Consider the following 26,338-nt stretch of genomic DNA (forward strand, 5'->3'; position numbering starts at 1 on the left):
TTATTGATGATATATGGAAATCGTTGGGAATTATTACCTATTTCCCGATGCAAAACTTCCCGAAAATATTCCCCAATATTTCATCATTACTAATCTGTCCCGTAATTTCTCCAAGATAATGCATACATTCCCTGATATCCTGGCTTAGGAAGTCACCGGAGATATTCATTTCCAGGCCGTTGATTACACGGAGGATGGCTTCGTGGGCTTTTGTTAGGGCTTCGTAGTGGCGGATGTTTGTGACGATGACGTCGTTTTGAGATACTTCGGGTAAAGCGGCGGCCTGGATCAGATGCTGCTTGAGTACTTCGGTATTTTCCTGTTGTTTGGCGGAAATGTATATGCGGTCAGCTGGAATATTGTTAAGCAATTGTTGCTTGAGCTCCAGTTCATCGGACGAAAGCAAGTCGGATTTGTTGAAAACAAGGATTACCTTTTTGTCTTCTGCTTTCGGGATAATCACTTTAGCCAGTTCTTCAATCTGTTCCGCCGGAGTGTTCAGGTCGATTACCCAAAGGACGATGGATGCCTGGCGGAGCTTTTGAAAAGTGCGTTCGATACCAAGGCTTTCAATGGTATCGTTGGTTTCGCGGATTCCGGCCGTGTCGATAAAGCGGAAAGTCACTCCTGAGAGATTGATCGTATCTTCTATCACATCGCGGGTTGTTCCGTGGATGTCGGAAACGATGGCACGTTCCTCACCGACGAGTAAATTGAGCAAGGTTGATTTACCGGCATTTGTCTCTCCGATAATGGCAACCGGAATACCGTTTTTGATGGCGTTTCCGACACTGAATGAATCAGCCAGTTTGCGGATCAGTTGTTCGATGCCAGTTGCCAGTTGCTTCAGATTGGTGCGGTCGGCGAACTCGACGTCTTCTTCACTGAAATCAAGCTCCAGCTCGATCAATGAAGTGAAATCGAGTAGTTGACTGCGCAGTTTGGTCAATTCATTACTGAAACCGCCACGCATCTGGTTAATAGCCAGTTTGTGCATACCGGCTGATGTGGATGCGATCAGGTCGGCTACAGCTTCTGCCTGGCTCAGGTCCATCTTTCCGTTCAGGAAAGCACGTTGTGTATATTCTCCGGGGAGTGCAGAACGGCATCCCTTTTCAATCAGTAACTGAAGGATCTGTTGCTGGATATAAACCGAACCATGACAAGTAATCTCGACAGTGTCTTCTCCTGTAAATGAATGAGGAGCGCGAAAGAGGGCGATAAGTACATCGTCGATCAACTCTTCCCCGCGGCGGATACTACCGTAGCGTAAGGTATAGGCTTTTTGGTTCTGAAGATTCTTTCCCTCGATCTTAGGCGTGAAGATTGTGTCACAAATTGTTATAGCCTCAGTGCCGGATACACGGATAACAGCTACGCCTCCGGCTCCGGGGGCTGTCGATATGGCACAGATTGTTTCTTGATTAATCATATATTAGTTGACAGTTGACAGTTGACAGTTGACAGAGATACCAGTGACAAAACTGTCAACTGTCAGCTAAGTTATACGGTTATTAGTTCATATTCCTGAGTTCCCAGTCCGATTTTTTCGGCATGTTCCAGTCCGGCCTGCCAGTTGGTTTCCGGGTGCATGATGTGGAATTTGTCGCATCCTTCCAAATGGTCGTGATGAGGCGAATCCGAAAGGCGGTTGCCGGTCTCCAGGATCGGAGCATTGATGACTATATCGGCACAGGCTTTATCCAAAGCTACCGGGTCGAATGATGCGGCGATACCCAGGTCGGGAACGATGGCGGCATCATTATGATTCCAGCAATCGCATTCGGGAGAGACATTCATGATAAAACTGATATGGAAATTCGGTTTATCGAGTAGTACCGCTTTTGAATATTCGGCAATTTTATAGTTGAGCCGTTCTGATGTGTCTCCATCACCCATGACCGCTGCGTCATATTGACAAAGAGCAACACACTGGCCGCAACCGACACATTTCTCATAGTCGATTGTTGCTATTTTGCTGCCATCCAGGTGAATGGCGTCATGAGCGCAGTGTTTTACACAGATATTACAACTTTTACAGTTTTCGCGGGCTACGATCGGTTGGGAGGCTGAATGTAATTCCAGCTTACCTCCGACACTGGCGCAACCCATGCCCAGGTTTTTCAAAGCACCGCCGAAACCTGTCTGTTCATGTCCTTTGAAGTGGTTCATGGTCAATACAATATCTGCATCGACGATGGCAGCTCCGATCTTTGGTGCTTTACAATATTCACCGTTTATTTCTATTTCGCGGTAATCTGTCCCTTTTAGTCCGTCTGCGATAATCACTTCACATTTGGCTGAGATAGGGTTGAAACCATTTTCCATGGCGCTCTCCAGATGATCTACGGCATTCGAACGGCGGCCGGAATATAATGTGTTGCAATCTGTAAGAAAGGGTTTTGCCCCTAATGAACGAAGCAAAGTAGCCATGCGAGCGGCATAATTGGGACGGATGTAAGCCAGGTTCCCCGGTTCTCCGAAATGAATCTTAATTGCTACAAACTGATTCTTAAAATCAATGTTTGTAATGCCGGCGCGCTTAACAAGACGCTCCATTTTATCCAGCAAGTTACTGGATGGAGTTGTGCGAAGATTAGTAAAGTAAACTTTTGATTTGTCCATTCTCTTATTGGTTTTTGTCATGCAAATTTACATGTTTATTTATCATAATGTATTACATTTGTATCAAATAGTTTAGTTTATGGACATATACCAAGTAAACCATCAGCAATTACTGAAGGGGATAAGATGCAATTTTCAGCGATATCTTTATAAACAGATACAGTGGGATGATCGTCTGATTGGAATTTTTGGCTCGCAAGGTGTCGGGAAAACAACCTTGTTGCTGCAACGGATAAAACAGGCTTTCGATGATTCGGATAAAGCCTTGTATTTGAATCTGGACAGCATTCTTTTTCAACGGGAAAAAATGGTCAACGTGGCTATGCAGTTCTATAAGGAGGGAGGTACGCATCTGTTTTTGGACAGCGTGCACCGTTATGCCGATTGGATGGCGGAGACCAGGAAGTTGTTGGAACGTTGTCCGAATCTGAATATTGTTTTTGCTTCTTCTTCGTTACTTCCGGTTTCAAAAGTGAAGAAAGGATTTAAGAACCAAGTGTCTTGTTATACATTAGCAGCCATGTCGTTCCGGGAATATCTTTCTTATGAGTGTGTACTGGATTTGCCTCCGGTTTCTCTGGATGATTTGCTGGAAAACCATGTGGAAATATCGAGGAATGTGAACGATCAGATTGTCGTTGCCCCTATCTTCCGTAACTATCTGGAACATGGTTGTTATCCGTTTTATTGGGATGATCCGGATGCATTTCCATTTCGTTTGCAGGACCGGGTGAGAGAGATGGTCGATGTTGATCTGCCGCCTCTTTATCCATTGGAATATCGGGAATTGAAGGATATTAAAAGGCTAATGATGTCTATTTCCGGCCAGATACCCGATGTGGCTGACGTTGCCGACTTGGCTACTCAGTTGAAGTTGGAGCGGACGGATGTCAAGCGGTATTTTGATTATCTGACGGATGCGGTTTGCATAAGATATTACCAGTCCAAAAGGCAGGTCCAGAATCGTCTTCAGAAAACTTATATGGGTAATACCAATTTATTGATGGCTTTTGAAGAGGATGTGAATGACCGTGTGGTACTGGGAGAGACTTTCTTTGTCGATCAGTTATCGAATTTTGCGACCATTGAGTTGTTTGAGAATAATGACTTTCTGATAAACGACAAATATATTTTCATGGTTGGCGATCCGTTGATGGATTATGATCGGATCAAAGAGTTGGATAATGCTTTTGCCGCTATCTACGGTCAACCTAAAAGTCAGAACAACAAACTCCCGATCTGGTTGTTGGGACTTTGTTATTGATGGATTTCTTATTAAGTATAGATATGATAGATATAATGAAAAATCGTAGGACTATCCGCAAATATACAGAGCAGGATATTCCCGAAGAGTTGTTGAATGAATTGCTGGAAGTGGCAGCCCGTGCTTCCAATACCGGTAATATGCAGTTATACAGTGTGGTTGTTACCCGTGACCAGTCCAATAAGGAGAAACTGGCCCCGGCTCATTTTAATCAGCCAATGATTACGACGGCTCCGGTAGTGTTGACTTTCTGTGCCGATGCCAACCGTTTTGTGAAATGGGCGGAACAGCGGAAAGCGGAAGCTGGATTTGATAATTTGCAGACTTTCATTGCTTCTACAATTGATGCGATGTTGTTTGCACAAGCTTTCTGTGATGCGGCTGAAGAGAAAGGTTTGGGTATCTGCTATTTGGGGACGACTGCCTATAATGCCGATAAAATTATCGAAGCGTTGTCTTTACCCCGTCTCGTTGTGCCTATCGTTACTGTAACTGTCGGTTATCCGGCTATGCCGTTGCCGGAACAGGTGGAACGACTCCCTTTGGCTGCCGTGGTTCATCAGGAGGCTTATGTAGATTATACTCCGGATATGATAGACGAATTATATGGTGAAAAGGAAGCACTGGAAGTCAATAAACAGTTTGTGAAAGAGAACAATAAGGAAACACTGGCACAGGTGTTTACCGATGTTCGTTATACGAAAAAGAATAATGAGTATTTCTCCGAAGTGCTGTTGAAGGTTTTAAAAGATCAGGGATTTATGAAATGATGTTTACTTCATAGTGCATAAAAAGTCCGCTTTCTATCACACCTGTGATGGACTTGATTGCATTCTCCAGGTTGTCGGGTATATTGTCGAACCAGACATCGAGTATCAGGTTCCCGTTTTCGGTGATTATCGGACCGTCTTTGCCTTGTGCCATCCGAAGTTTTATGTCAACCGGACTTAATGACCGGAGAGCTTGGTCTGCATGTATCAATGCATCCGGAAAGATTTCTACCGGAACGGGGAAACGGGAACCCAGCTTCGAAACCATTTTGGAAGGATCAGCAATAATGAAGGTTTGCGGGCTGGAACTAATCAATAGTTTTTCTTTGAACATGGCACCGCCACGTCCTTTGATCATATTATGATTGGGATCGATTTCGTCCGCCCCGTCAAAAGTCCAGTTCGGTTTGTGTTCAAGCAGACTTGTCAGGGGGATACCGAGTTTGGCACAAGTCATCTTTATCTCCTGAGAAGTAGGAATGGCATGGATATGTAACTGTTCGGTCCGGATACGGTCGGCTATTTTTAAGAGTGCCAGATAAGCCGTTGAGCCTGAACCTACGCCGATAATGTCGCCGTCTTTTACCATAGAGGCGATCTTGTCGGCTACTTTTTGTTTTTCTTCCCGGTTGGAAATCTCTTTACCCCATTCCAACGAATCGATGATTGTTTTCTCCCAGTCCATAATGTGTTGATCAGATGCGTTCTAATACTGTTTCAATCAATCCGGTTAATGAACCTTTATAATTGGTGTTCATGTTCTTGTCTACCCGGCCGGCAATGATGCAGCAGACTGTCATGGCGCGATGTCCCATCAGGGCGGCAAGACCGGCAAGCGAAGAACTTTCCATCTCGAAGTTCGTGATTTGTCTTCCATTATAATTGAATGCTTCAATCTTTTCATTCAATTTGGGGTCGGCGAGAGGCAGACGAAGTTCACGGCCCTGCGGTCCATAAAATCCGTTTGCAGCTATCGTTACGCCACGGATAATATTGTTTCCGGTGATTTGTTCGATCAGGGAATGATCGGCTGGTACGACATAAGGAGAAAGGCCGGAAAGTTTCCAGTCCAATTGTTCCTTCAAAGCTGCCTCAAAAGCAGTATCCCTGACACGTTCGGTGTTTGCATAGAAGTAAATGACACCGTCGAAACCGATAGATTTTTCAGCGGCAACGTACGTACCGACAGGAACAAACGGTTGCAGACCTCCCGATGTCCCGACACGAACCAAAGTCAATTGTTTGAATGCTGGTTTTACGGTACGGGTAGAGAAGTCGATATTGGCCAGTGCATCCAGCTCGTTCAGTACAATATCTATATTGTCCGTTCCGATGCCGTGGGATACAACTGTGATACGCTTTTCTTTATAGGTACCGGTTATGGAGTGAAACTCCCGGCTGGACACTTCGCATTCTTGTGTGTCGAAGTAAGAAGCAACGGTTGAAACCCTGTCGGGGTCGCCTACCAGGACTACTCTGTCTGCCAGCTGTTCCGGCTTAAGATGCAGATGGAAGGCGCTTCCATCTGCATTTATAATTAATTCGGATTCGGGAATTACTCTCATCTGATTAGTCTTTAAGCGGTTTTGAAGGAGCACTGGTCGGTTTGGCTATTGCTTCACGCATAGATGTATCGGCATCAATGTTCTTCATCTTATAATAATCCATGATACCCAGGTTTCCGGAGCGGAAGGCTTCTGCCATTGCTTTCGGAACTTCTGCCTCTGCTTCGATCACTTTGGCGCGGGCTTCCTGAGCTTTTGCTTTCATTTCCTGTTCCAGGGCAACAGCCATTGCACGGCGTTCTTCGGCTTTAGCCTGGGCGATGTTCTTGTCGGCCTGTGCCTGGTCCATCTGAAGGAATGCACCGATATTCTTACCTATATCGATATCCGCGATATCGATGGACAGGATTTCAAATGCCGTACCGGCATCAAGACCCTTACGGAGTACCAGCTTAGAGATTGAGTCCGGGTTTTCCAATACTGTTTTATGGCTTTCGGACGAACCGATGGACGATACGATACCTTCACCGACACGGGCAAGGATAGTCTCTTCACCGGCGCCACCGACCAACTGTTTGATATTGGCACGAACGGTTACACGGGCTTTGGCAATCAGCTGGATACCATCTTTTGCAACGGCAGTTACAGGAGGAGTATCGATCACTTTCGGGTTAACCGACATCTGAACGGCTTCGAATACGTCACGGCCTGCCAAGTCGATAGCGGTTGCCATCTGGAAAGGCAGGTCTATGTTGGCTTTGGAGGCAGATACCAGTGCATGAACCACTTTCTCAACATGTCCGCCTGCCAGATAGTGTGCTTCCAGTTCATCACGGGTCAGTGACTTCAGACCGGCTTTGTGTGCTTCGATCATGGCACGGGCGATAACATAAGGAGGTACATTACGGATACGCATCAAAAACAGCTGTATCAGCGAGATGTTTACACCCGATACTTTGGCCGAGATCCATAGCAGGAACGGCACATAGTAAAAGAAAATTGCCAGCAGCAATACCGCTGCACCCAGTAGGATAAAAGGCAAATAATTCAATTCTTCCATATAAATTTAATTAAGCGTGAATATCTGTTTGTTCTTTTCTCTTAACCAATACGTTATAACCGTCGACACGCAGTACTTCGACCGGCGTGTTTTCGTCTATCAATTCATCCATCGACTTCGCCTCGACGGTGATGCCCTTGATACGTGCTTTGCCGATAGGAGCAAGGCGTGAAAGGGTGATACCTTCGTCACCCGGTTCGATGCCCAGGTCACGGCTTGAAGTCAGTTTGGAGTCGACATCCGTTTTCAGGGCGACCTTGTTGAATGACCGGGCACGTAATAACCATACAAATGAGGCGGCAAAGGCTGTTAACGACAGGAACAATGTGATATGTCCGGCCGTTTCACCTACCGTATAGGCATAAATGACGCCTGATGCCGCGAAAAGAAATCCTCCGACACCGGCAATTGTTATTCCCGGCAAAAGGAATATTTCCAGCAGGATAAGCACGATGGCTACCAGCATCAAAAAGACAATAATGGTTATTTCCCAGATCATAATAGTCGCGGTTGAATTATCTGTTACTTTTTAAATAGTTTATCTCCGTATTACGAGCTTTCTTTTCCAACTCTTCAGGCTGGTCGAGCAGACTGTTCAATTGCTCTTCCGCTTCAAGAATTGCCGGTTTCAACTGTTCCTTCTTTGCACTGTTCCCGGAAGAATAGGAGGCTCTGAGGTCGGCCAGTTTATCATTCAGTTCTTTTATCTGTTTGTTCAGTGAGACAACTTTTCCATAGTAACTCTTTGCTTCCGGACTTTTGATATCGTCCAGTTTATAGTAAACCAGGCTGTTGTTTATCACGAACTCGAAATCTTTTTCGATTTTTGCTTCCCCGTAAGGTATTTCTTTATGGGCCAGTTCGACCAGATTGCTGTAGTCGCTTCCCGGTTTCCATGAGTCCTGAATGGATGTGATGGCGGCACGGGCACGTTTCATTTCGATATCTTCACTTTCCACACGGCTGTGTTCATTGTTCGGGATGAACAGGTAAACGCATACTTTATCTTCGGGCTGGAAGCGGTCTGATACGAACCATCCCAACTCCTTGGTTTCATCATACACCATCATATAATCATTGAACGGTGAGTTGAAAGGCATGCTTAACTGCTCCGGTGCCAGATAAGTATCGGAGTTGATGTTGTAGCGTGTAACAAACAGGTCGTATCCTCCCAATGAACCGTTTCCTTTGGAGGCATAGTAGATGGTGACTCCATCAGACAGAACAAAAGGATAATTGTCGTCATCGTTGCTGTTGATATTCATCGGCAACTGTTTTTCATCCCCCCATTTGTCCATTAATCTGGATTGGGTGAAAAGGCAGTAGCGGTCGTTGTCTGTTGCATGGGCATAATAAATCTTGTCGCCCTTCTGGTTCATATAAACCGTTGAGGATACAGGTTCATTTGTCTGGAAGAAATCTTTGAAAGAAGTCAATGTGCCGCTTTCTTCGCTCAGTGTATAAGCTGCCAGAAAATCATCTTTGTCGACAACGATACTGTCTATAATCTGTACATCTTCCGTCTTTTCCATCATCCGGTGGGCGTTCTCAGCCAGACTGAGTTTTTCTTCGAATGCTTGTGTGTCCTGTTTCTTTTTAGTTAGCAGGTCGATGTACTCTTCCATCATTTCCGCCGCTTCATCAAAACGGTAGGTCTGATAATAAACATCCGACAGATAGCGATAAGCTTCCTGAACTTTGCGCTTGACTGCCACTTTCAGATGTTTTTCGGCACCGGCCAGATCTCCGGTCTCGTAACAACACACACCATACCAATGATTATAGGACGAGTTGCTGGGAGCTTGTTTCACCAGTTTCTCAAAGGCAGGTTTAGCTTCAGCGTATTGCCCTTCGTTGTATAGTTTTTTGGCCTGGTCCAGGCTCTGTGCCTGCAGGCTGCAGCAAAGAAATGTAATTCCAATTGTGTAAAACAGTTTTTTAGATAACCGGCTCATTGTCTCTTGTTATGATATAATTATACTGATTCAAAGATAATAATATTTTTAGTTAAGCGTACAATTCATTGGATAAATATCTATTTTTGTGCCCGATTTAGAGTAGATATGGCAAAGTTGACAGCAGAAGAACTCCTGTTCCGGAAAATAGAAGAGAAAGTGAAGAGGGCAATTTTCGAATATAGCCTGATCGCCAATGGTGACCGCATCCTGATCGGATTGTCGGGTGGAAAGGATTCGCTTGCCCTTGTCGACCTGCTGGGACGCCGTTCAAAAATCTATAATCCCCGCTTTGAAGTGGTCGTGGCGCATGTGGTGATGACGAATATTCCTTATTGCTCGGATGCGGAGTACCTGAAAAGCTGTGCCGATGAACACGGATTGCCGTTTATCATTCACGAAACGAGTTTCGACGCTTCTACCGATACACGTAAGTCTCCTTGTTTTCTTTGTTCCTGGACACGGCGAAAGGCCTTGTTTGATATAGCCAAGAAGCATAATTGCAATAAGATCGCCCTGGGGCATCATCAGGATGATATTATCGAAACATTACTGATGAATATAACCCATCAGGGGGCTTTCGGGACTATGCCTCCGCGGTTGAAGATGGATAAGTTCGATATGGAGATCATCCGTCCGATGTGCCTGGTTGAAGAAAAAGAACTGGTCCGTATTGCCGAATGGAAAGGGTATCGTAAACAAATAAAGAATTGTCCGTATGAGTCCGGTTCCAGCCGTTCGGATATGAAAGAGGTCCTGGCCCGGCTCGAAGCTATAAATCCGGAAGCACGTTACAGCATCTGGAACAGTATGTCGAATGTACAACAGGATTATCTTCCTCAAAAAAATAAATAAGTTATGCAGGGTTTTTATACTATTCTGTTATTGGTCGTATCAAATATTTTTATGACATGTGCCTGGTACGGCCACCTGAAGATGAAACAGCAGTTCAGTTGGTTCGAACATTTGCCGTTGATCGGTGTGATCTTATTCAGCTGGTTTTTGGCTTTCTTCGAATATTGTTTTCAGGTACCGGCAAACCGTATGGGATTCAGGGAGAATGGCGGACCGTTCAATCTGATCCAATTGAAAGTAATACAGGAGGTTATTACGCTTGTCGTATTCGTGGCTTTCAGTGCGATTGCCTTTAAAGGGGAATCGTTTAAATGGAATCATGCATTGGCTTGCTTGCTTTTGGTAGCGGCGGTATACCTGGTATTTAAGAAGTAAATAAGTAATCGGCGTACAATGAACCCACCTCGGGGATTCATTCATTGGATGAATGTATTTCTGAAGGTGGGTTCATTGTATGGGGAAGGTTCTTTTTTGACTATTACTTTTACTATGTGGGTAGGGAGTTTTCCTGCCTTCTGAAGTTGGCGGAAAAGACTATTTCTGTATTCTTTACCGTTATTTTATTCATATTATAGTTGCTATTCCATTAAATGCAGCAAATATCAGTGAACCAGCTATGGGTTTAATTTTGAATTCAACTATCATACTATCATAATTTGATGTAATATGCGTATAATGAGTGTGTTATCCTATGATGGTTGTTGTTATTAACTATCATTTATCTATCATGCAACGATCATATTTACATTGTTTTAACTAAACTATCGTTCCTGTATCTATTAAAAAGCCTCTATCCCAAGTCTTTTTTGCCGAAATATATAGACTTATTTCATCGAAACAACTATTTATTGTTGTCAGGATGCCCGTTTTGTCCTGTTTGACACCCGGATGTTGACGATGCTCAGACCCGGGTGTTGGCAACCTTGAGACCCGGGTCTCGAACAACATAAGTAATTACTTCCTTGAAAATAAACAATATACTTCAGCAAAAAAAGAAGCTTACACTGGACCTTTGGATAAGACTATGATAGTTGCCTGATAGTTATATGATAGTTAATAACAACAACTGTCATAGGGTAATAATCTTGTAATTAGTGACTTATGATTTTAAATGATAGTATGATAGTTGGTTTGATAAATCGTTTGAAGAAGGCATTCCATCCTCAACATGCTATTGGTTTTTTATTATCCCATCCAGATACCGTAATATTTCTGTTTCTTCGTCCGGATGAAACCATTTGATCTCTTCGTCCCGTTTAAACCAGGTCATTTGTTTGCGGGCATAGACACGGGAGTTGCGCCGTATTTTCTCTACGGCCAGGTCGAGCGGCCATTCTCCGTCGAAATAGTTGAACAGTTCTTTATAGCCGACCGTATTGAGGGAGTTCAGGTGGCGGAAAGGGTAGACTTTGCGTGCTTCTTCCAGCAGGCCGTCAGCCATCATCTGATCGACACGGCGGTTGATGCGGTCGCATAATTCTTCGCGGTCGCGTGTCAGTCCCACTTTGATGATTTTGAACGGGCGTTCTTTCTTTATATTGGTGCGGAAAGAAGAATAAGGCTTTCCCGTCATCCGGCATATCTCGACAGCATGGATTACCCGTTTGTAGTTCATCCGGTCTACTTCTTCATAATGGACAGGGTCGGATTCTTTTAACTCTTGTAGGATATTTTCCAGTCCTTCACGCTCGAACTGGGCGTAAATAGCCTCACGTATATCGGGGGTGACGGTTGGAATATCGTCAATGCCTTTACATACGGCGTCGATGTACATCATGGAACCGCCTGTCATTACAACGGTTGGAGTGGTACGGTGGAGTGTTTCCAGGAGGGAGATTACGTCTTCTTCAAAGTTACTGGCGCTGTAATAATCGGTCAGGTCCAGTGTCCCGACCATATAATGTTTTACTCTTGCCATTTGTTCGGCGGTGGGGGCAGCCGTTCCGATAGGGAGGTCTTTATAGAGCTGACGGGAGTCGGAAGAAATAATAGGCGAACCGAAATGTTCTGCTACGCGCAGGCTCAGTTCGGTCTTTCCGACTCCTGTCGGCCCGAGTAATATGACAAGGGAGTTCATCAATTAAAAACGCTCGTCGTCGTACGGGTTTTCCATCGGTACGTCGCCTAAACCTTCGAAACCGCCTTTGTCCAGTTCGTCGATGTCGTATTCTGAGTCACCGTAAAAGTCTTCGCCGATCTCTGTGCTTCCGTTTTTGGTTTCGAACTCATCGAAGTCGATCGTCTGGGCAGGTGCGACACCTATTGATTTGCTGACGATTGCTTTATCGAGATCTTTACCCGGCTCTATTTCGCGGAGCTCCATGAAGAAAGCACGTTCGGTCATATAGTCGAAAACGAACATAAGTTTCTGGTGTTCGTCTTCAAGCAATTCTTCCAGACGAGTTTCAGCCATTATATAGTTATCCACTTCCGAAGTGGTGTCCATTTCAACTAATGTAATTTCCGTATTTTTGCTCCAATCGTCGTCACAAATAAAGAAAGAGCACATCTGATCTTTCGTGTAGCCAACCGACTCAAGGATGGCGTCGTGCAGATCAAGGAAAGTTGCTTCCGCATCAATCTTGATTTCGCGTTTGAAGTCATCTACTTCATCTGATAGAATGAGGAATCTAAATACCATAGTCTTTTTAGTTTTTTGTTGGTTCAAAAGTAGTAAAATAAAAATAATGTGCCAATAAAATAATATGCCAATATGCCAATATGCCAATAAAAATACTATCTGTTGATATTTTCATTGGCGTATTGGCATATTGCCTGATTAGCACATTATTATTCGTCGATCGAACCTCTTACGATACCGCGTTCGGAAGTCTTGATAAAGTTGAGTATCAAGTCTCTTTCTTCGCTGGCTTCGTATTCGGTCTCGATAGCCTTGATGGCTTCTGTATTATTCAGGCCACGGGTATATAACGTACGGTAGATATCCTGTATCAGGAATACCTGCTGGTTGGTGAACCCACGGCGGCGCAATCCTACGATATTGATGCCACAGTAAACAATCGGGTCGCGGCCGATCAACGTATAAGGCGGAATATCTTTACCGATACGGGAGCCGCCCTGTACCATCACATGTTTCGATATGCGGGTAAACTGGTGAACCAGGCTGCCGCCGCTGACAATAGCAAAATCGTCAATCTCCACTTCTCCGGCTATCTGGGATGCGTTCCCGAGGATAATATGATCTTTCAGCACGCAATCGTGTGCGATATGGGAATATGCCATAATCAGGCAATCGCTTCCGACTATGGTCTTTCCCTTTGATGCTGTTCCCCGGTTGATCGTGACACACTCGCGGATTGTCGTATTTTTTCCGATTTCAGCGGTGGTCTGCTCTCCTTTGAACTTGAGATCCTGTGGAATACCGGCAATTACAGCTCCCGGGAAGATGGAACAGTTGTCTCCGATCCTTGCCCCGTCGAGAATGACTGCATGTGAATAAATATGACAATTGTCGCCTATTACTACATCCTTTTCAATCACTGCAAAAGGATCTATCGTTACATTCTGGCCGATCTTTGCTTCGGGATGAACGACTGCTAAAGGGGATTGATTCATTGCCTTCTTCTGTTATTATTATTTGTTTTTAATGATCTGAGCCATAAATTCAGCTTCGCAAACCAGCTTATCGCCAACGAAGATATAACCTTTCATCGTAGAAATACCGCGGCGGATAGGAGCCAGCAGCTCCAGACGCAGGATCAGTGTATCTCCCGGTACTACTTTCTGACGGAATTTCACGCCATCGATCTTCATGAAATAAGTTGAATAGCGTTCCGGTTCGTCTACTGAATTCAGAACGAGCAAACCTCCGGTCTGTGCCATCGCTTCAACCAGCAATACACCCGGTGTAACAGGTTCCTGCGGGAAGTGTCCGGTAAAGAACGGTTCGTTTGTCGTGATATTTTTTATTCCGACGATATAGTTACCGCCTATTTCGATGATCTTGTCGACCAGCAGGAAGGGGTAACGGTGGGGAAGCAACTCGCGGATACGGTTGATGTCCATGATCGGAGCTACGTTCGGATCGTAAATCGGAGCTTGTACTTCGTTTAATTTGATGTCCTTGCGGATCATGCGGGCCAACTGGTTGTTGATCTTATGTCCGGGGCGGGTTGCGATGATGCGTCCGCGGATAGGCTTACCGATCAGTGCCAGGTCGCCCAGTACGTCAATCAGTTTATGGCGTGCCGGTTCGTTGTCGAATACCAGCGGTTTGTTGTTGATGTAACCCAGGTCGCATACGTCTTTGTGGGGTATGCCGACTTCATCTGCCAGTTTATCAAGTGTTTCCTGCGGCATTTTCTGGTCGTAGATAACGATTGCATTGTCAAGGTCACCGCCTTTGATCAGATTGTTCTGGCGGAGCATTTCTACTTCGCGAACGAATACAAATGTACGGGAAGCGGCAATTTCTTCGGGAAACTCGCTCAGATCGTTCATAGTGGCGAACTGATTGGATAAAACGGGCGAATCGAAGGAGATCAGCACATTCACACTGAACTTCTCGTCTGGGAGGATGATCAGTGAAGAACCTGTTTCTTCGTCTTTTACTTCGATCTTATGTTTTACGATGTAAAAATCTTTCGGAGCGTTCTGTTCAACGATTCCTGCTTTCCGGATCTCTTCAGAGAAGAAACGTGAGCTACCGTCCAGAATCGGAAACTCGGGAGCGTTCACTTCAATCAGGCAGTTGTCGATTTCGTAGGCATATAATGCTGCCATTGCGTGTTCAACTGTGCTGATCTGGATGCCGTTTTTTGATAAAACGGTACCTCTTTGTGTACTGGCTACGTTTTCTGCCAACGCATCAATAACAGGTTGTCCTTCCAGGTCAACACGTTTAATTTTGTATCCGTGGTTTTCCGGTGCCGGATTGAACGTGATCTGTATGTCCAGTCCGGTATGCAAGCCTTTACCTTGCATCGAGAAACTCTTGGCTAGCGTCTTTTGTTTCTGCATACGTATATTAATTATTTATTGATTTCCTTTTTTAATTGTTCGATCTCGCGTTGCAACTGTCCCAGTGTACGGTACATATCGGGCAAGCGGTTGAATACGGCACTTGAACGCATGAAGTTTTTCGCGTCGATAGCCGGAGCACCCAATACAGTCTTAGCTTCCTTAATGTCGCTGATCACACCGGATTGTGCACCGAATACGACGCCGTCGGCAATATGGATATGTCCTGCCAGTCCTACCTGTCCGCCAAACATACAATGGCTGCCGATCTTGACTGAACCGGCGATACCTACCTGGGCTGCCATTACAGTGTTTTCTCCGACTTCTACGTTATGGGCGATCTGCACCAGGTTATCCAGTTTCACACCGCGGCGGATGATGGTTGAACCCATCACGGCACGGTCGATCGTGGTATTGGCCCCGATCTCGACATTGTCTTCCAATACAACATTCCCCAGTTGCGGGATCTTTTTATAATTCTCTCCTTCGGGAGCAAAACCGAAACCGTCCGAACCGATCACTGAACCGGCATGGAGGATACAATTATTTCCGATTTTACATCCGTTATAGATGGTTGTATGCGGATAAAGAATGCAGTTATCTCCGATAGTCACGCCATCACCGATGTATGCGTTGGGATATATCTGGCAGTTCTTACCCAGCTTTACCTGTTCTCCGATATAGGCAAAGTTGCCGACAAAGCAATCTTCTCCCATTGTCGCAGAGGCTGCAATGAAAGCTGCCGAAGAAATACCGGCTTTTTTAGGTTTTGACTGTTCTACCAGGTTGAGTAACATGGCAAGAGCAGAATATGCATTTTCAACTTTCACTAAAGTAGCGGTGATCTGTTCAGCCGGAGAAAAGTCGTTATTCACCAGAACAATGCTTGCTTCTGTATTATAGATATAATGTTCGTACTTGGGATTAGCCAGAAACGTCAGTGTTCCGGGTTGTCCTTCCTCTATTTTTGAGAAGTTGCTAACTTTCACTTCCGGGTTGCCATCAACGGTTCCACCAAGAAAGTCCGCTATTTGTTGGGCTGATAACTCCATTACTTATTTTGTTATATTGTATTTTGAATTGAGACTGCTCCACTAAGAACAAAGCAGTTTGCAAAAATGGTGAAAAATATTGGGATAGCCTATGCTTTGCAGGGAATAATTCCCTTATCATGCAGATATCCTGCCATTTCACGTTGCACAGCTTGTGCTGCTTCGCGGGCAAATGAGGCAAAATTCTCAGATTTATCTACGTAAATGATCGCACGTGAAGAGTTAACAAGCAAACCGCACTGATCGTTCATTCCGTATTGAGCCACTTCCTGCAAGCTGCCACCCTGTGCTCCGACACCCGGAACCAACAGGAAGTGGTTGGGGGCATGTTTACGGATGTCCAGGAACATTTTTCCCTGAGTTGCACCGACAACGTACATCATCTGTTCGTCGGTAGCCCAGTCCTGCGATTTCTTCAATACTTTTTCAAACAGACGTTCGCCGTTGGCATCTTCTGTCATCTGGAAATCCTGTGAGCCTTTGTTTGAAGTCAATGCCAGCAGGATTACCCATGCTTCGGGATAGATCAGGAACGGTTTTACGCTGTCTTCACCCATGTAAGGAGCCACTGTAACGGCATCCACCTTGATATGGTCGAAGAAAGAGCGGGCATACATTTCGGAGGTGTTGCCGATATCGCCACGTTTCGCATCGGCGATAATGAACTGGTCCGGATAGTTTTCACGCAGGTAAGTAACAGTCTTTTCAAAGGCAAGCATACCTTTCACACCCAAACTTTCGTAGAAAGCCAGGTTCGGTTTGTAAGCTACACAGTAATCGGCTGTAGCATCGATGATTGCCTTGTTGAAAGCGAAGATAGGATCTTCTTCAGAGAGTAAATGCTGCGGGATTTTTTTTATATCTGTATCCAATCCTACGCAAAGGAAAGATTGTTTCTTTTTAATGTTTTCGAATAATTGTTGCTTGTTCATCTTGTCTTGTGTCAAATAGTGAAATTGTTATAGTTCGGCTTCTTTCAGGCGTTCTGCATTTTCGGCAACGGTCAGTTGGTCGATGCAGGCTTGTATATCGCCGTCCATGAAAGCAGATAAATTATAGATCGTGTAGTTGATACGATGATCGGTGATACGTCCTTGCGGATAGTTGTATGTCCGGATCTTCGCGGATCGGTCGCCCGACGATACCATTGTCTTGCGTTTGTTGGCAATGTCGTCCAGGTATTTCTGATGTTCTTTGTCATAAATGAAAGAACGCAGGCGGGTAAGTGCGCGTTCCTTGTTCTTCGGCTGGTCGCGCGTCTCCGTACATTCGATCAGGATCTCTTCGCTCACACCGGTGTTCGGGTTCTTCCAGACGTATCTCAAACGTACACCCGATTCGACCTTGTTCACATTCTGGCCGCCGGCACCTCCCGAACGGAAAGTATCCCACTTAATTTCACCTTCATTAATTTCAACATCAAACTCGTCTGCTTCGGGGAGCACAGCCACGGTAGCTGCTGAGGTGTGTACACGTCCCTGAGTTTCAGTACTGGGTACACGCTGAACACGATGTACGCCCGATTCATATTTGAGCGTACCATATGCTTTCTCACCGCTAACGGTGAAAATAATTTCTTTATATCCGCCCGACGAACCTTCGCTGCAACTTGACAGGGCGACTTTCCAGCCTTTGGCTTCGCAGTATTTGATATACATGCGATAGAGGTCGCCGGCAAAAAGGGCGGCCTCGTCGCCTCCCGTTCCGCCACGAATTTCAACGATAGCATTCTTATCGTCTTCCGGATCGCTTGGAACAAGCAACAGCTTGATCTCTTCTTCCAGTTCCGGAATGCGGGCATTGCAGGCATCCAGCTCTTCGCGGGCAATCTCCCTCATTTCAGGATCCTGCTCGGTATCGAGCATCTGCCGTGCTTCATTTATACCATTTAATGTATTGACATATTCGTTTCGGGTAGTCACGATCTTCTCCAGATCGCGATACTCTTTATTGAGTTTTACAAACCGTTTCATATCGGCTATCACTGCCGGGTCGGTAATCAGTGTTCCGACTTCTTCAAAACGGCTTACTAATCCGTCCAGTCTTCCTAATAAATTATTATCAGCCATTTATCAGATTAATATACGAAGCGACCTTTTTCGCTTTCAATAATCAATTCATTCTTATCCGCCTCTTCCACGAAGCCTACGATTTGTGCATCAATGTTGAAGCTCTTGGCAATGCTGATCACTTCTTCAGCATGTTCGGGCGACAGATAGATCTCCATGCGGTGACCCATGTTGAACACTTTGTACATTTCGCTCCAGTCGGTTCCGCTCTGTTCCTGAATAATACGGAAAAGAGGAGGGATAGGGAACAGGTTGTTCTTTGTCACACGCTTGTTTTCGACGAAGTGCATTACTTTTGTTTGTGCTCCGCCTGAACAGTGTACCATACCGTGTATCTGCGAACGTAGTTTATCCAACAATACTTTGATTACCGGAGCATAGGTACGGGTAGGGGAAAGCACCAGTTTACCGGCGTCGATACCCAGTTCTTCGATTTTGTCGGTCAGTTTCAGTCCGCCTGAATAAACCAGTTCATCGGGAACAGCTGCATCGTAGCTTTCGGGATATTGGGTTGCCAGATATTTGGCAAATACGTCGTGACGGGCAGAGGTCAGACCGTTGCTGCCTGTTCCGCCGTTATATTCTTTTTCGTAGGTTGCCTGTCCGTAAGATGCCATTCCGACAATTACGTCGCCTCCTTGTATATGACTGTTATCAACCACGTCTGCACGTTTCATGCGGCAAGTCACGGTGCTGTCGACGATGATCGTGCGAACCAGGTCGCCCACATCGGCCGTTTCGCCTCCGGTGGCATAGCAGCCTACACCCATTTCGCGCAGTTCTGCCAGCAGTTCGTCCGTTCCGTTAATAATGGCGGAGATTACTTCGCCGGGGATAAGCAGTTTGTTACGTCCGATAGTGGAAGAAACAAGTATATTGTCGACCGCACCTACACACAGCAGGTCGTCGATGTTCATGATCAGTGCATCCTGGGCAATACCTTTCCACACTGACAAGTCACCGGTTTCTTTCCAGTACATGTAAGCCAGAGATGATTTTGTTCCGGCTCCGTCAGCGTGCATAATGTTACAGTATTCAGGATCACCGCCTAATATATCAGGGATGATCTTACAAAATGCTTTAGGGAATATTCCCTTGTCGATGTTCTTTATTGCATTGTGAACATCTTCTTTTGAAGCGGATACACCGCGCAGGTTGTAACGTTGGTCACTCATTGTTTTTACATATTTGGCTGCAAAGATACTATTTTTTTATGTTACTTATCTAAGTTTAAGCACATCTCCTTCTTCAGGAACGTAATCTTTGTCTTTTTTATTCATCTTATACAGGCTCTTGATCTGTATTCCGTATTTCTGTGCGATGCTGTGCATGGATTCTCCGACTTGTACAACATGGTCGTAATTAGGCTTATCGGCTTTCTTCTTCTTCTTTTCAATATAGACGATATCGCCTTTTTGCAACGGGAAGTCTTCCGGTACTTCGTTGAACTTTTTCAGATCTTTTACAGGAAAGTCCAGATTCTGTGCGATTTGGTCGAAGCTGTCGTTCTCTTTGGCATAAACATACAGTAGACCGTAAGTTCTGTATATCGTATATTTGACGGTCGGGTATCTAAGTTTTTTCTTTTCCTGGCGTGTCAATTTGTGTACTTTCCCGGTATCATAACGGTAAAGTTTATAATCTTCAATTACTTTAATCAGTTTGTTGGCATATGCGCGGTCGGTTGCGTAACCGCATTTTTGCAGACCTCTGGCCCAACCTTTGTAATCAGTTATTTTTAATTGGAAAAGCCGGTCGTAACGCGAGCGTTTCAAAAATTTGGAGTGATCTTCATATGAATCTTCCACCCGTTTGTATTTACGGAAACATTCTCCACGCAGGTCGTCGTCATGATAAACACGTCCGCCGCGCCAGTCGGAATGACATTTGATGCCGAAGTGGTTGTTTGAGCGGCGTGCCAGGTCGCTTTGTCCGGCTCCCGACTCCAGTAATCCCTGTGCCAGAGTGATACTGGCGGGAATTTTGTACTTCTTTTGTTGTTCTATAGCCAGAGCGCTGTATGTTTTTATATACTTTTCGTATGAAGGTATTTTGCGCTGGGTTGCTGCCTCCGCTAATGTCGCTATAAAAAATAAGAGGCAAAAAATCCGTATTGTCAGTTTCATAAAACGAGTTCCTAAAGTATTTATTTTCGCAAAGATAATGAAGCTGGATATATTATTCTTCTAAATAATCTATAAAATACTGGTTTATATCCTGCTAATTTTAGCCAGATAATCAAAATGTTCTCCTTCCCGTATCTTCTCCGCTTTGAACCCATTGTTTGCCGCATGCAGGCTGAGCGTTTGAAAATCGAGGTATAACCAGTCGAACCGGTCGCCCCTGATATTTTTATATTGCATGCGAAAATCCACTTCTCCGTAATAGTCATCATCAATATCTATATCGAGATTGCCATCTTCATCTTCAAACAGGTAACGGAGGTCGGAAGAGTCCATCCATACACAACCTCCCGGGGCAAGCAGGCGTTTTAAAGTATGGAAGAAAATCGGGAGATTGGCTATCTTTCCGACAATCCCCGAACCGTTCATCAGCATCAGGATCGTATCGAAGCTGCCGCTGAACTGTTCGTTGAAGAAATTTTCCAGGCAGGCATCCTTTACGCCTCTTTTCAGCATGACCTCTACAGACAAAGGTGAGATGTCGATGGCTTTTACCGTCTTTCCCATTTCCTGTAATGCCAGCGAATGGCAGCCGCTTCCGGCACCGACATCGAGTATTCTGCCTTCACTCATGCGGAGTGCCTCTTGTTCCAGTGCCGGCATTTCCGTAAAATTGCGGAATAACTGTTTCACCGGGATTTCATCTTCATCGAACATGGAAGAAAAAACGCGGAGTTTACTAGCTTTACCGTTCGCGAAATAGTCTGCGATAGCGGCGCCCATCGGGTCTTTTTGGGGGGTAAGTAGGGGTATTTGCATATCCTGATTTGGAATTATTCGTATTTTATCGGACAAAGATACAAATTTACTATCTTTGTTTATCTAATCATCAGTCTTATGAAAGAAATCAAACTGGAAACAAAAATAACGGTTTATTCGCTGAACGAAGTTCCGGATGAGGAACTGCCTTTGGTTCATGCGGCTTTGAAGGCAACGGAACAATCATATGCTCCTTATTCAAAATTTCATGTCGGGGCGGCAGCGTTACTGGCTGACGGGACAATTGTGACGGGAAGTAATCAGGAGAATGCGGCTTACCCATCCGGTTTATGTGCGGAGCGGGTTACTTTGTTCCATACCGGACATCAGTATCCCGATATTCCGGTAGTTGCTCTGGCAATTGCGGCGGTAACAGGAGGGAAGCAGGTGGAAAGTATTTCGCCTTGCGGTGCTTGCCGGCAGGTGTTGTTGGAGACAGAACAGCGATATGGTAAGCCTGTGAAAGTGTTACTTTGCGGAATAAAGGATGTGATGGTTGCTCCGAGTGCGGCATCGCTTTTACCTCTTTGTTTTGGGAAAGAAGATTTGAAATCGGAATAATATGATAAGTACTGAATGTACGTAGTAAAAAAGCGGAACAAGAAGTTGAACCTCTTGTCCCGCTTTTTTATTTAACTATCTGGTCAGATACCCAAAGATGCTTTGATCTGGTTGATCTTTTCTTCGGCTGCTTTGTTTGCTTCCGGTAAATCTTCCAGGCTTTTTACTTTTGAATGAACTTCGCAGTAGAATTTAATCTTCGGCTCTGTTCCTGAAGGACGGATAGATATTTTCGTATTGTCTTCAGTGAAGTATTGAAGTACGTTGGAAGTTGTCGGCATATCCAGCGTGATCGTTTCGTTATCGATGTAGCTGTAACCTTTCAGTGATGCATAATCATAGAATAATGAAACTTTAGAACCAGCGATTTCCTGTAACGGGTTTTCGCGGAAGTTCTTCATCATCGCTTCGATTTCTTCTGCACCGCTCTTGCCTTTTTTCACAACAGAAATACCTTTTTCTTTAGAGAAGCCATATTGTACATAGATGTTCTGCAACAACTGGTACATGGTGATACCCTGATCTTTTGCCCATGCTGCGATTTCTGCCAGGATAGCACATGCAGAAACTGCATCTTTATCGCGAACGAAGTCTTCGCAAAGGAATCCGTAGCTTTCTTCACCGCCACCGATGTAGTTTTTCTTTCCTTCGTTTTTCTTCATTACATCGGCGATCCATTTGAAACCGGTGTAAACGTCGTATATTTCAACACCGTTGCGCTCAGCGATCGTACGGATCAGTTCGGTTGTAACGATTGTTTTTACGATATATTCTTTACCGTTTACCTTGCCTAATTCTTTCCAGCGGGTAATCAGGTAATAAACGAACATCAAAGCAGTCTGGTTACCGTTCAGCAATACCCATTCGCCTTCGTTGTTCTTAACTGCTGCACCAACGCGGTCAGCATCCGGGTCGGAAGCCATAACCAGTTCGGCATCTGTTTCTTTCGCTTTCTCAACAGCCATAGCCAGTGCTGCCGGTTCTTCCGGATTCGGCGAAACAACTGTCGGGAAGTCGCCGCTTACAACATCCTGTTCCGGGACATGAATGATATTAGTGAATCCGAATGCTTTCAATGTAGCCGGAACGATCTTTACACCGGTTCCATGGATCGGAGTGTAAACGATTTTCATGTCGTGGTGACGTTTGATCGCTTCCGGAGAAAGGGAAATAGTCGTCAAAGCGTCGATATACAAATTGTCGATTTCAGAACCGATGATTTCAATCAGGTCTTTATTGCCTTTGAACTTGATGTCGCTGGCATTGCGGATCTTGTTTACTTCGGCGATCGTGTTACGGTCGTGCGGAGCGATCATCTGTGCGCCGTCGTCCCAGTAAGCCTTGTAACCATTGTATTCTTTCGGGTTATGCGAAGCTGTCAGGATGATACCGCTCTGGCATCCCAGTTTACGGATAGCAAAAGACATTTCCGGTGTCGGGCGAAGGTCTTCGAACAGGTACACTTTTATACCGTTAGCAGAGAAGATATCTGCCGAGATTTCGGCAAATTTACGGCTATTGTTACGGCAATCATGGCCGATAACAACTTTGATCTGATCCAGATTGGCAAATTCCTTTTTCAGATAATTTGACAAACCTTGTGTAGCAGCACCGACAGTATAAATATTCATACGGTTGGTTCCTACACCCATGATACCTCTTAAACCTCCTGTACCAAATTCAAGGTCTTTGTAGAAAGATTCGATCAGTTCGGTCGGATCTTCGCTGTCTAATAATTCCTGAACTTTTGCTTTTGTTTCGGCATCATAACTTTTGGTAAGCCAGCTTTGCGCTTTACTTCTTACCATTTCTAGCAGTTCGTTGTTTTCCATACCCAAATATCTTGCATTTATATATGTGTTATTTCCTTATTTAGGAGAAAACAAAGATACAAATTAATTGTTGTAAACAATGGCTTGCAGCTTTATTTTCAAGAAAAAAGAAAAAGTTATTTTTTACCACGTAAACGGATAAGTATAAGTGGATTGATTTCCACAGGCATCTGTTACAACCAGTTTCAGCGTGTGTTTCCCTCTTGCCAGCCGCTCTTTATCGAAGTGATAGGTAATGACGGACTTACTATTCATTTCGAATAAAACATATTGACCGTCAATTTCACCCCGGTATGTTTGTACACCGCTCAGGTTGTCCGACAGCCTGAGTGCGATGGCTTGTTTACTGACCCATGTTGCCGGATTGAGAGGTGTAATGGTCGGCGGGACAAGGTCCTGACCGAGCGTGTAGCTTCCCGTTTCTTTTATATCGGCATCGACCCAGCCGTTGCGGTAGACACCTCCGGTCCATGACCGGCGTCCGTTTTGCAGTCGGACAATACCGTATTGCAGTTTGTTATCCAGTGTGTCTGTTTGCAACCGGAGGGATAATTTGGCTGATTTGTGGAAAGCGACCGGTTTGTTGTGTAATATATGTGTGGCACCCAGCGCAGTACTGTCTTCTTTGACGGAATAGCGGAAATATAAGTCGTCGTAAAGATTTCCTTTCGGGATTGTCAGGCGGATTCCTTTGGCTCCGAAACGGTTGTCGCTCCACCAATGGAACAATTCGGTGTTTTCCGTGTCGACTTCCGGGATCGGTTGTTCTTTGCCTTCGATTTGGATAGAAAGCTGGGTCGTGTTGCCGAAAGCGTCTGCCAACTGGTAAGTCAGGTGATAGGTGCGAGGTTCGTCGATAGTCAGGATTCCGCGGTTAAGGCTTTCGATGAAACGAAGCCGGTTTCCCGGGTCGACAAAACTTTTGATATAGAACGAACGGTGTTCTTTCCATTCTTCAAAATCTGTGAAACTGTTCAGGTAACGGCTCTCATCGAAGGCGAAACGATCCAGGTTACTATGAAAAATAACCTGGCTGTCTGCCGTCAGTGTGATGTCTTTGATACCATAAATATTGGAGGTATTATCCATGTAATCGTATCCTTTTACAGCCAGTCCGATTTCTCCCCAGGCTTCAATCTTTCCGTTCAGCGTTTGTTTTCCGTTCTTGGCAGTGACAGGTTTTAGTTCCAGTTTTCGGCGGCTTCCGTTCACAACGCCCTTTCCTGGCATTGAATAGACCATGATTCCCTGTATCTTGGGAGCCTGCGTATCTTTTATTAAATCTTTGTAGTATTCGATCGGGTCCATCGGTTCTTCCGTCTCTGTGTCGCGCACTTCGAAATGGAGGTGCGGACCGCCGGAGCTTCCCGTGTTTCCGCTCAGCGCGACGAGTTCGCCTTCTTTAACAGGTAGTTCATCCGGAGTGAGGCTCAGGTTTACATTGAAGCTTTCCTGTTCGTATTGTTTTTCTTTGAGATAAGCGGTGATCTTTTGGGAGAATTTCTGAAGATGGCCGTAAACAGTAGTCGTACCATCCGGATGTGTGATATACAGGCCGTTGCCATATCCCCAGGGACTTACCGAAATGCGTGAGACATAGCCGTCCTGCACGGAGTGGATCGGTTTTCCTTCGACACCTTGTGTTTTGAAATCTATTCCCGAATGGAAATGATTGCTTCTCAGTTCTCCGAAATTCCCGCTTAGCAAGACCGGAATATCCATCGGTTTGCGAAGTTGCTGGGCTTCGGCTGTGTTGTTTGTAATTCCGGCAAAGAGGAAAATCCCTGCCAGTATATGATGTATCTGCATGTCTGTTTTAATTCAATCTTTGTTAGGCAAAGATAGTAAAAAGTCGGTAATGAGAGGTAGATGATCGCTGTAACCACCCTCATATTTAAAACCATAATAGGTGCGGAAAGGTCGTTTGCCGTGCCAGGTCTTATCATTAGTGAGCAGGAAGGGGGGCATGAATATTCGATTGCTTCCGGGAACAACATGCATGGGAGAGTTTTTATCGATCAGATTGCCGGATACGATGATATGATCCAGCTGATTCCATTCTCCCTGATACTTGTGGGTTCCGGGGTTGTTCAGGACATGGGGATCGGCAAAAAGGTTGTAGAGCTTGCCGGATACCGGATTTCCGGAGGTTTTTCCGGCAGACAGTATTTGTGTGATACTGGCGTTTTCCGGTGTGTCGTTAAAATCTCCCATGATCAGCAGCTGAGGCGTTTTCCGGATTTGCAGCAAGGAATCACACAGATGCCTTAATGTACGGGCAGCATCGAAGCGGTCGGCTTCGCTTTCCTTTTCACCTCCGTAGCGCGAAGGAAGATGACAGACGAATACATCTAATGTATCGGAGGTTATTACTTTTCCCCATACATGGAGAATGTTACGTGTCTGTTTATGTGTTTTATGGGTGAAGAGTACCGGGTGTTCTTTATGGCCGATGTATCCGAATTGAGTTCGTTGATAAAGAAGGGCGGAATTTATTCCCCTTGTATCTGAACCGTGTGTCATGCAGTACCGGTATTGTTGTTGTTTCAAAGGTGTCCGGTTCAGCAAATGGATCAGGACGGAATCGTTTTCCACTTCACAGAGGCCGATTAGGGCGGGAGTATCCCATTCACCTGCGGCGCTGATTACTTTGGCTATTTGCTGAAGTTTATGGTAATATCGTCCGCGTGTCCAGTGATGATTACCCGATGGGAGGAAGTCATTATCGTTCTTGTCCGGATTGTCTTCGGTGTCGAACAGGTTCTCTACATTGTAACTCATAACCCTGAATCCGGGCTGGGCGTTTACCGGATGGGAGAGAAAGGCGAGAACGCAAATTAATATAGTTAAGGTCCTGGTCATATTTAA

At 45.1% G+C, this 26,338-nt stretch carries 25 protein-coding genes; 5 read left to right on the forward strand and 20 right to left on the reverse strand.

Going from position 1 to position 26,338, the window contains the following annotated elements; genetic code table 11:
- Positions 1 to 37: 37 nt before the first annotated feature.
- A complete protein-coding gene (mnmE, locus tag HMPREF1535_RS22850) occupies positions 38 to 1,429 on the reverse strand; it encodes a tRNA uridine-5-carboxymethylaminomethyl(34) synthesis GTPase MnmE (RefSeq protein WP_173015300.1) in 1,392 nt (463 codons plus the stop codon).
- A gap of 74 nt (positions 1,430 to 1,503) precedes the next feature.
- Positions 1,504 to 2,625, reverse strand: coding sequence for a DUF362 domain-containing protein (locus HMPREF1535_RS22855; protein WP_007654032.1), 1,122 nt, complete (start codon positions 2,623 to 2,625; stop codon positions 1,504 to 1,506).
- Positions 2,626 to 2,704: 79 nt separating this feature from the next.
- On the opposite strand from HMPREF1535_RS22855, the gene HMPREF1535_RS22860 reads away from it, so the two are divergent.
- Entirely contained in the window at positions 2,705 to 3,889 is a 1,185-nt protein-coding gene (locus tag HMPREF1535_RS22860) for an AAA family ATPase (RefSeq protein ID WP_046147729.1), read from the forward strand.
- Positions 3,890 to 3,912: 23 nt separating this feature from the next.
- Positions 3,913 to 4,659 (forward strand): nitroreductase family protein, encoded by a 747-nt coding sequence (locus tag HMPREF1535_RS22865; RefSeq protein ID WP_046147872.1) that lies wholly within the window; start codon positions 3,913 to 3,915, stop codon positions 4,657 to 4,659.
- Here HMPREF1535_RS22865 and rpiA read toward each other — a convergent pair.
- From rpiA to HMPREF1535_RS22890, 5 genes are read right to left on the reverse strand one after another with little or no spacing between them, the layout of a single operon-like run.
- Positions 4,649 to 5,344, reverse strand: a complete 696-nt coding sequence (gene rpiA / locus HMPREF1535_RS22870) for a ribose 5-phosphate isomerase A (RefSeq protein WP_046147730.1) — start codon at positions 5,342 to 5,344, stop codon at positions 4,649 to 4,651. The two genes, HMPREF1535_RS22865 and rpiA, sit on opposite strands and share 11 nt — an antisense overlap.
- Positions 5,345 to 5,354: 10 nt before the next feature.
- Positions 5,355 to 6,224, reverse strand: a complete 870-nt coding sequence (locus tag HMPREF1535_RS22875) for a nucleoside phosphorylase (RefSeq protein ID WP_046147731.1) — start codon at positions 6,222 to 6,224, stop codon at positions 5,355 to 5,357.
- Positions 6,225 to 6,228: 4 nt separating this feature from the next.
- Complete coding sequence (gene floA / locus HMPREF1535_RS22880) at positions 6,229 to 7,224, reverse strand: flotillin-like protein FloA (protein ID WP_007653914.1); 996 nt, start codon at positions 7,222 to 7,224, stop codon at positions 6,229 to 6,231.
- A gap of 10 nt (positions 7,225 to 7,234) precedes the next feature.
- On the reverse strand, positions 7,235 to 7,723 hold the full coding sequence (locus tag HMPREF1535_RS22885; protein WP_007653913.1) for an NfeD family protein: 489 nt from the start codon (positions 7,721 to 7,723) through the stop codon (positions 7,235 to 7,237).
- A gap of 16 nt (positions 7,724 to 7,739) precedes the next feature.
- On the reverse strand, positions 7,740 to 9,179 hold the full coding sequence (locus HMPREF1535_RS22890) for a tetratricopeptide repeat protein (protein ID WP_046147732.1): 1,440 nt from the start codon (positions 9,177 to 9,179) through the stop codon (positions 7,740 to 7,742).
- 108 nt (positions 9,180 to 9,287) lie between these two features.
- On the opposite strand from HMPREF1535_RS22890, the gene HMPREF1535_RS22895 reads away from it, so the two are divergent.
- Both HMPREF1535_RS22895 and HMPREF1535_RS22900 read left to right on the forward strand, forming a co-directional pair.
- Positions 9,288 to 10,034, forward strand: coding sequence for a tRNA 2-thiocytidine biosynthesis TtcA family protein (locus HMPREF1535_RS22895; RefSeq protein WP_007653910.1), 747 nt, complete (start codon positions 9,288 to 9,290; stop codon positions 10,032 to 10,034).
- Between the two features lie 3 nt (positions 10,035 to 10,037).
- Positions 10,038 to 10,409 carry a DMT family protein gene (locus HMPREF1535_RS22900; RefSeq protein WP_007653908.1) on the forward strand — a complete coding sequence of 124 codons (372 nt, stop codon included), beginning with the start codon at positions 10,038 to 10,040 and terminating at the stop codon, positions 10,407 to 10,409.
- Between the two features lie 796 nt (positions 10,410 to 11,205).
- On the opposite strand, the gene miaA is transcribed toward HMPREF1535_RS22900, so the two are convergent.
- The 10 genes from miaA to HMPREF1535_RS22950 form a co-directional block, all read right to left on the reverse strand.
- A complete protein-coding gene (gene miaA, locus HMPREF1535_RS22905) occupies positions 11,206 to 12,111 on the reverse strand; it encodes a tRNA (adenosine(37)-N6)-dimethylallyltransferase MiaA (RefSeq protein WP_046147733.1) in 906 nt (301 codons plus the stop codon).
- Positions 12,112 to 12,114: 3 nt separating this feature from the next.
- Entirely contained in the window at positions 12,115 to 12,675 is a 561-nt protein-coding gene (locus HMPREF1535_RS22910; RefSeq protein WP_007653904.1) for an IS1096 element passenger TnpR family protein, read from the reverse strand.
- A 149-nt stretch (positions 12,676 to 12,824) separates the two neighbouring features.
- On the reverse strand, positions 12,825 to 13,610 hold the full coding sequence (lpxA, locus tag HMPREF1535_RS22915) for an acyl-ACP--UDP-N-acetylglucosamine O-acyltransferase (protein ID WP_007653902.1): 786 nt from the start codon (positions 13,608 to 13,610) through the stop codon (positions 12,825 to 12,827).
- A gap of 18 nt (positions 13,611 to 13,628) precedes the next feature.
- Positions 13,629 to 15,014, reverse strand: a complete 1,386-nt coding sequence (locus HMPREF1535_RS22920) for a bifunctional UDP-3-O-[3-hydroxymyristoyl] N-acetylglucosamine deacetylase/3-hydroxyacyl-ACP dehydratase (protein ID WP_046147734.1) — start codon at positions 15,012 to 15,014, stop codon at positions 13,629 to 13,631.
- Positions 15,015 to 15,025: 11 nt separating this feature from the next.
- Complete coding sequence (gene lpxD, locus HMPREF1535_RS22925) at positions 15,026 to 16,066, reverse strand: UDP-3-O-(3-hydroxymyristoyl)glucosamine N-acyltransferase (protein WP_007653898.1); 1,041 nt, start codon at positions 16,064 to 16,066, stop codon at positions 15,026 to 15,028.
- A gap of 89 nt (positions 16,067 to 16,155) precedes the next feature.
- Positions 16,156 to 16,998, reverse strand: coding sequence for an orotidine-5'-phosphate decarboxylase (pyrF, locus tag HMPREF1535_RS22930; protein ID WP_046147735.1), 843 nt, complete (start codon positions 16,996 to 16,998; stop codon positions 16,156 to 16,158).
- Positions 16,999 to 17,025: 27 nt separating this feature from the next.
- The gene (gene prfA, locus HMPREF1535_RS22935; RefSeq protein ID WP_007653895.1) at positions 17,026 to 18,135 is read right to left on the reverse strand and encodes a peptide chain release factor 1; all 1,110 of its coding nucleotides are present in this window, start codon (positions 18,133 to 18,135) and stop codon (positions 17,026 to 17,028) included.
- A gap of 8 nt (positions 18,136 to 18,143) precedes the next feature.
- Positions 18,144 to 19,310, reverse strand: coding sequence for an AIR synthase related protein (locus HMPREF1535_RS22940; RefSeq protein WP_046147736.1), 1,167 nt, complete (start codon positions 19,308 to 19,310; stop codon positions 18,144 to 18,146).
- Positions 19,311 to 19,355: 45 nt separating this feature from the next.
- Positions 19,356 to 20,261 (reverse strand): glucosaminidase domain-containing protein, encoded by a 906-nt coding sequence (locus HMPREF1535_RS22945; RefSeq protein WP_046147737.1) that lies wholly within the window; start codon positions 20,259 to 20,261, stop codon positions 19,356 to 19,358.
- A gap of 84 nt (positions 20,262 to 20,345) precedes the next feature.
- Positions 20,346 to 21,077, reverse strand: coding sequence for a class I SAM-dependent methyltransferase (locus tag HMPREF1535_RS22950; protein ID WP_046147738.1), 732 nt, complete (start codon positions 21,075 to 21,077; stop codon positions 20,346 to 20,348).
- Positions 21,078 to 21,155: 78 nt separating this feature from the next.
- Here HMPREF1535_RS22950 and HMPREF1535_RS22955 point away from each other — a divergent pair, with 78 nt between their 5' ends.
- Positions 21,156 to 21,638 carry a cytidine deaminase gene (locus tag HMPREF1535_RS22955; protein ID WP_046147739.1) on the forward strand — a complete coding sequence of 161 codons (483 nt, stop codon included), beginning with the start codon at positions 21,156 to 21,158 and terminating at the stop codon, positions 21,636 to 21,638.
- Positions 21,639 to 21,721: 83 nt separating this feature from the next.
- Here the strand turns inward: HMPREF1535_RS22955 and HMPREF1535_RS22960 are convergent, their stop codons facing one another.
- The 3 genes from HMPREF1535_RS22960 to HMPREF1535_RS22970 form a co-directional block, all read right to left on the reverse strand.
- A complete protein-coding gene (locus HMPREF1535_RS22960; RefSeq protein WP_046147740.1) occupies positions 21,722 to 23,470 on the reverse strand; it encodes a phospho-sugar mutase in 1,749 nt (582 codons plus the stop codon).
- Positions 23,471 to 23,593: 123 nt separating this feature from the next.
- Positions 23,594 to 25,279, reverse strand: a complete 1,686-nt coding sequence (locus tag HMPREF1535_RS22965) for a M23 family metallopeptidase (RefSeq protein ID WP_046147741.1) — start codon at positions 25,277 to 25,279, stop codon at positions 23,594 to 23,596.
- A gap of 12 nt (positions 25,280 to 25,291) precedes the next feature.
- The gene (locus HMPREF1535_RS22970) at positions 25,292 to 26,332 is read right to left on the reverse strand and encodes an endonuclease/exonuclease/phosphatase family protein (protein WP_046147742.1); all 1,041 of its coding nucleotides are present in this window, start codon (positions 26,330 to 26,332) and stop codon (positions 25,292 to 25,294) included.
- Positions 26,333 to 26,338 lie beyond the last annotated feature (6 nt).

Origin of the sequence: Parabacteroides goldsteinii DSM 19448 = WAL 12034, assembly GCF_000969835.1 — a bacterium.
Lineage (GTDB): Bacteria > Bacteroidota > Bacteroidia > Bacteroidales > Tannerellaceae > Parabacteroides > Parabacteroides goldsteinii.

What these genes read in the sequence shown, in the direction of transcription:
- HMPREF1535_RS22940 (WP_046147736.1), bottom strand. Translation starts at nt 19,310, where the DNA reads ATGAGTGACCAACGTTACAACCTGCGCGGTGTATCCGCTTCAAAAGAA.
- HMPREF1535_RS22910 (WP_007653904.1), bottom strand. Translation starts at nt 12,675, where the DNA reads ATGGTATTTAGATTCCTCATTCTATCAGATGAAGTAGATGACTTCAAA.
- HMPREF1535_RS22945 (WP_046147737.1), bottom strand. Translation starts at nt 20,261, where the DNA reads ATGAAACTGACAATACGGATTTTTTGCCTCTTATTTTTTATAGCGACA.
- rpiA (WP_046147730.1), bottom strand. Translation starts at nt 5,344, where the DNA reads ATGGACTGGGAGAAAACAATCATCGATTCGTTGGAATGGGGTAAAGAG.
- HMPREF1535_RS22970 (WP_046147742.1), bottom strand. Translation starts at nt 26,332, where the DNA reads ATGACCAGGACCTTAACTATATTAATTTGCGTTCTCGCCTTTCTCTCC.
- HMPREF1535_RS22875 (WP_046147731.1), bottom strand. Translation starts at nt 6,224, where the DNA reads ATGAGAGTAATTCCCGAATCCGAATTAATTATAAATGCAGATGGAAGC.
- HMPREF1535_RS22950 (WP_046147738.1), bottom strand. Translation starts at nt 21,077, where the DNA reads ATGCAAATACCCCTACTTACCCCCCAAAAAGACCCGATGGGCGCCGCT.
- prfA (WP_007653895.1), bottom strand. Translation starts at nt 18,135, where the DNA reads ATGGCTGATAATAATTTATTAGGAAGACTGGACGGATTAGTAAGCCGT.
- miaA (WP_046147733.1), bottom strand. Translation starts at nt 12,111, where the DNA reads ATGAACTCCCTTGTCATATTACTCGGGCCGACAGGAGTCGGAAAGACC.
- HMPREF1535_RS22960 (WP_046147740.1), bottom strand. Translation starts at nt 23,470, where the DNA reads ATGGAAAACAACGAACTGCTAGAAATGGTAAGAAGTAAAGCGCAAAGC.
- HMPREF1535_RS22955 (WP_046147739.1), top strand. Translation starts at nt 21,156, where the DNA reads ATGAAAGAAATCAAACTGGAAACAAAAATAACGGTTTATTCGCTGAAC.
- HMPREF1535_RS22860 (WP_046147729.1), top strand. Translation starts at nt 2,705, where the DNA reads ATGGACATATACCAAGTAAACCATCAGCAATTACTGAAGGGGATAAGA.
- HMPREF1535_RS22965 (WP_046147741.1), bottom strand. Translation starts at nt 25,279, where the DNA reads ATGCAGATACATCATATACTGGCAGGGATTTTCCTCTTTGCCGGAATT.
- HMPREF1535_RS22890 (WP_046147732.1), bottom strand. Translation starts at nt 9,179, where the DNA reads ATGAGCCGGTTATCTAAAAAACTGTTTTACACAATTGGAATTACATTT.
- HMPREF1535_RS22885 (WP_007653913.1), bottom strand. Translation starts at nt 7,723, where the DNA reads ATGATCTGGGAAATAACCATTATTGTCTTTTTGATGCTGGTAGCCATC.
- lpxA (WP_007653902.1), bottom strand. Translation starts at nt 13,610, where the DNA reads ATGAATCAATCCCCTTTAGCAGTCGTTCATCCCGAAGCAAAGATCGGC.
- HMPREF1535_RS22900 (WP_007653908.1), top strand. Translation starts at nt 10,038, where the DNA reads ATGCAGGGTTTTTATACTATTCTGTTATTGGTCGTATCAAATATTTTT.
- lpxD (WP_007653898.1), bottom strand. Translation starts at nt 16,066, where the DNA reads ATGGAGTTATCAGCCCAACAAATAGCGGACTTTCTTGGTGGAACCGTT.
- pyrF (WP_046147735.1), bottom strand. Translation starts at nt 16,998, where the DNA reads ATGAACAAGCAACAATTATTCGAAAACATTAAAAAGAAACAATCTTTC.
- HMPREF1535_RS22895 (WP_007653910.1), top strand. Translation starts at nt 9,288, where the DNA reads ATGGCAAAGTTGACAGCAGAAGAACTCCTGTTCCGGAAAATAGAAGAG.
- HMPREF1535_RS22865 (WP_046147872.1), top strand. Translation starts at nt 3,913, where the DNA reads ATGATAGATATAATGAAAAATCGTAGGACTATCCGCAAATATACAGAG.
- HMPREF1535_RS22855 (WP_007654032.1), bottom strand. Translation starts at nt 2,625, where the DNA reads ATGGACAAATCAAAAGTTTACTTTACTAATCTTCGCACAACTCCATCC.
- floA (WP_007653914.1), bottom strand. Translation starts at nt 7,224, where the DNA reads ATGGAAGAATTGAATTATTTGCCTTTTATCCTACTGGGTGCAGCGGTA.
- HMPREF1535_RS22920 (WP_046147734.1), bottom strand. Translation starts at nt 15,014, where the DNA reads ATGCAGAAACAAAAGACGCTAGCCAAGAGTTTCTCGATGCAAGGTAAA.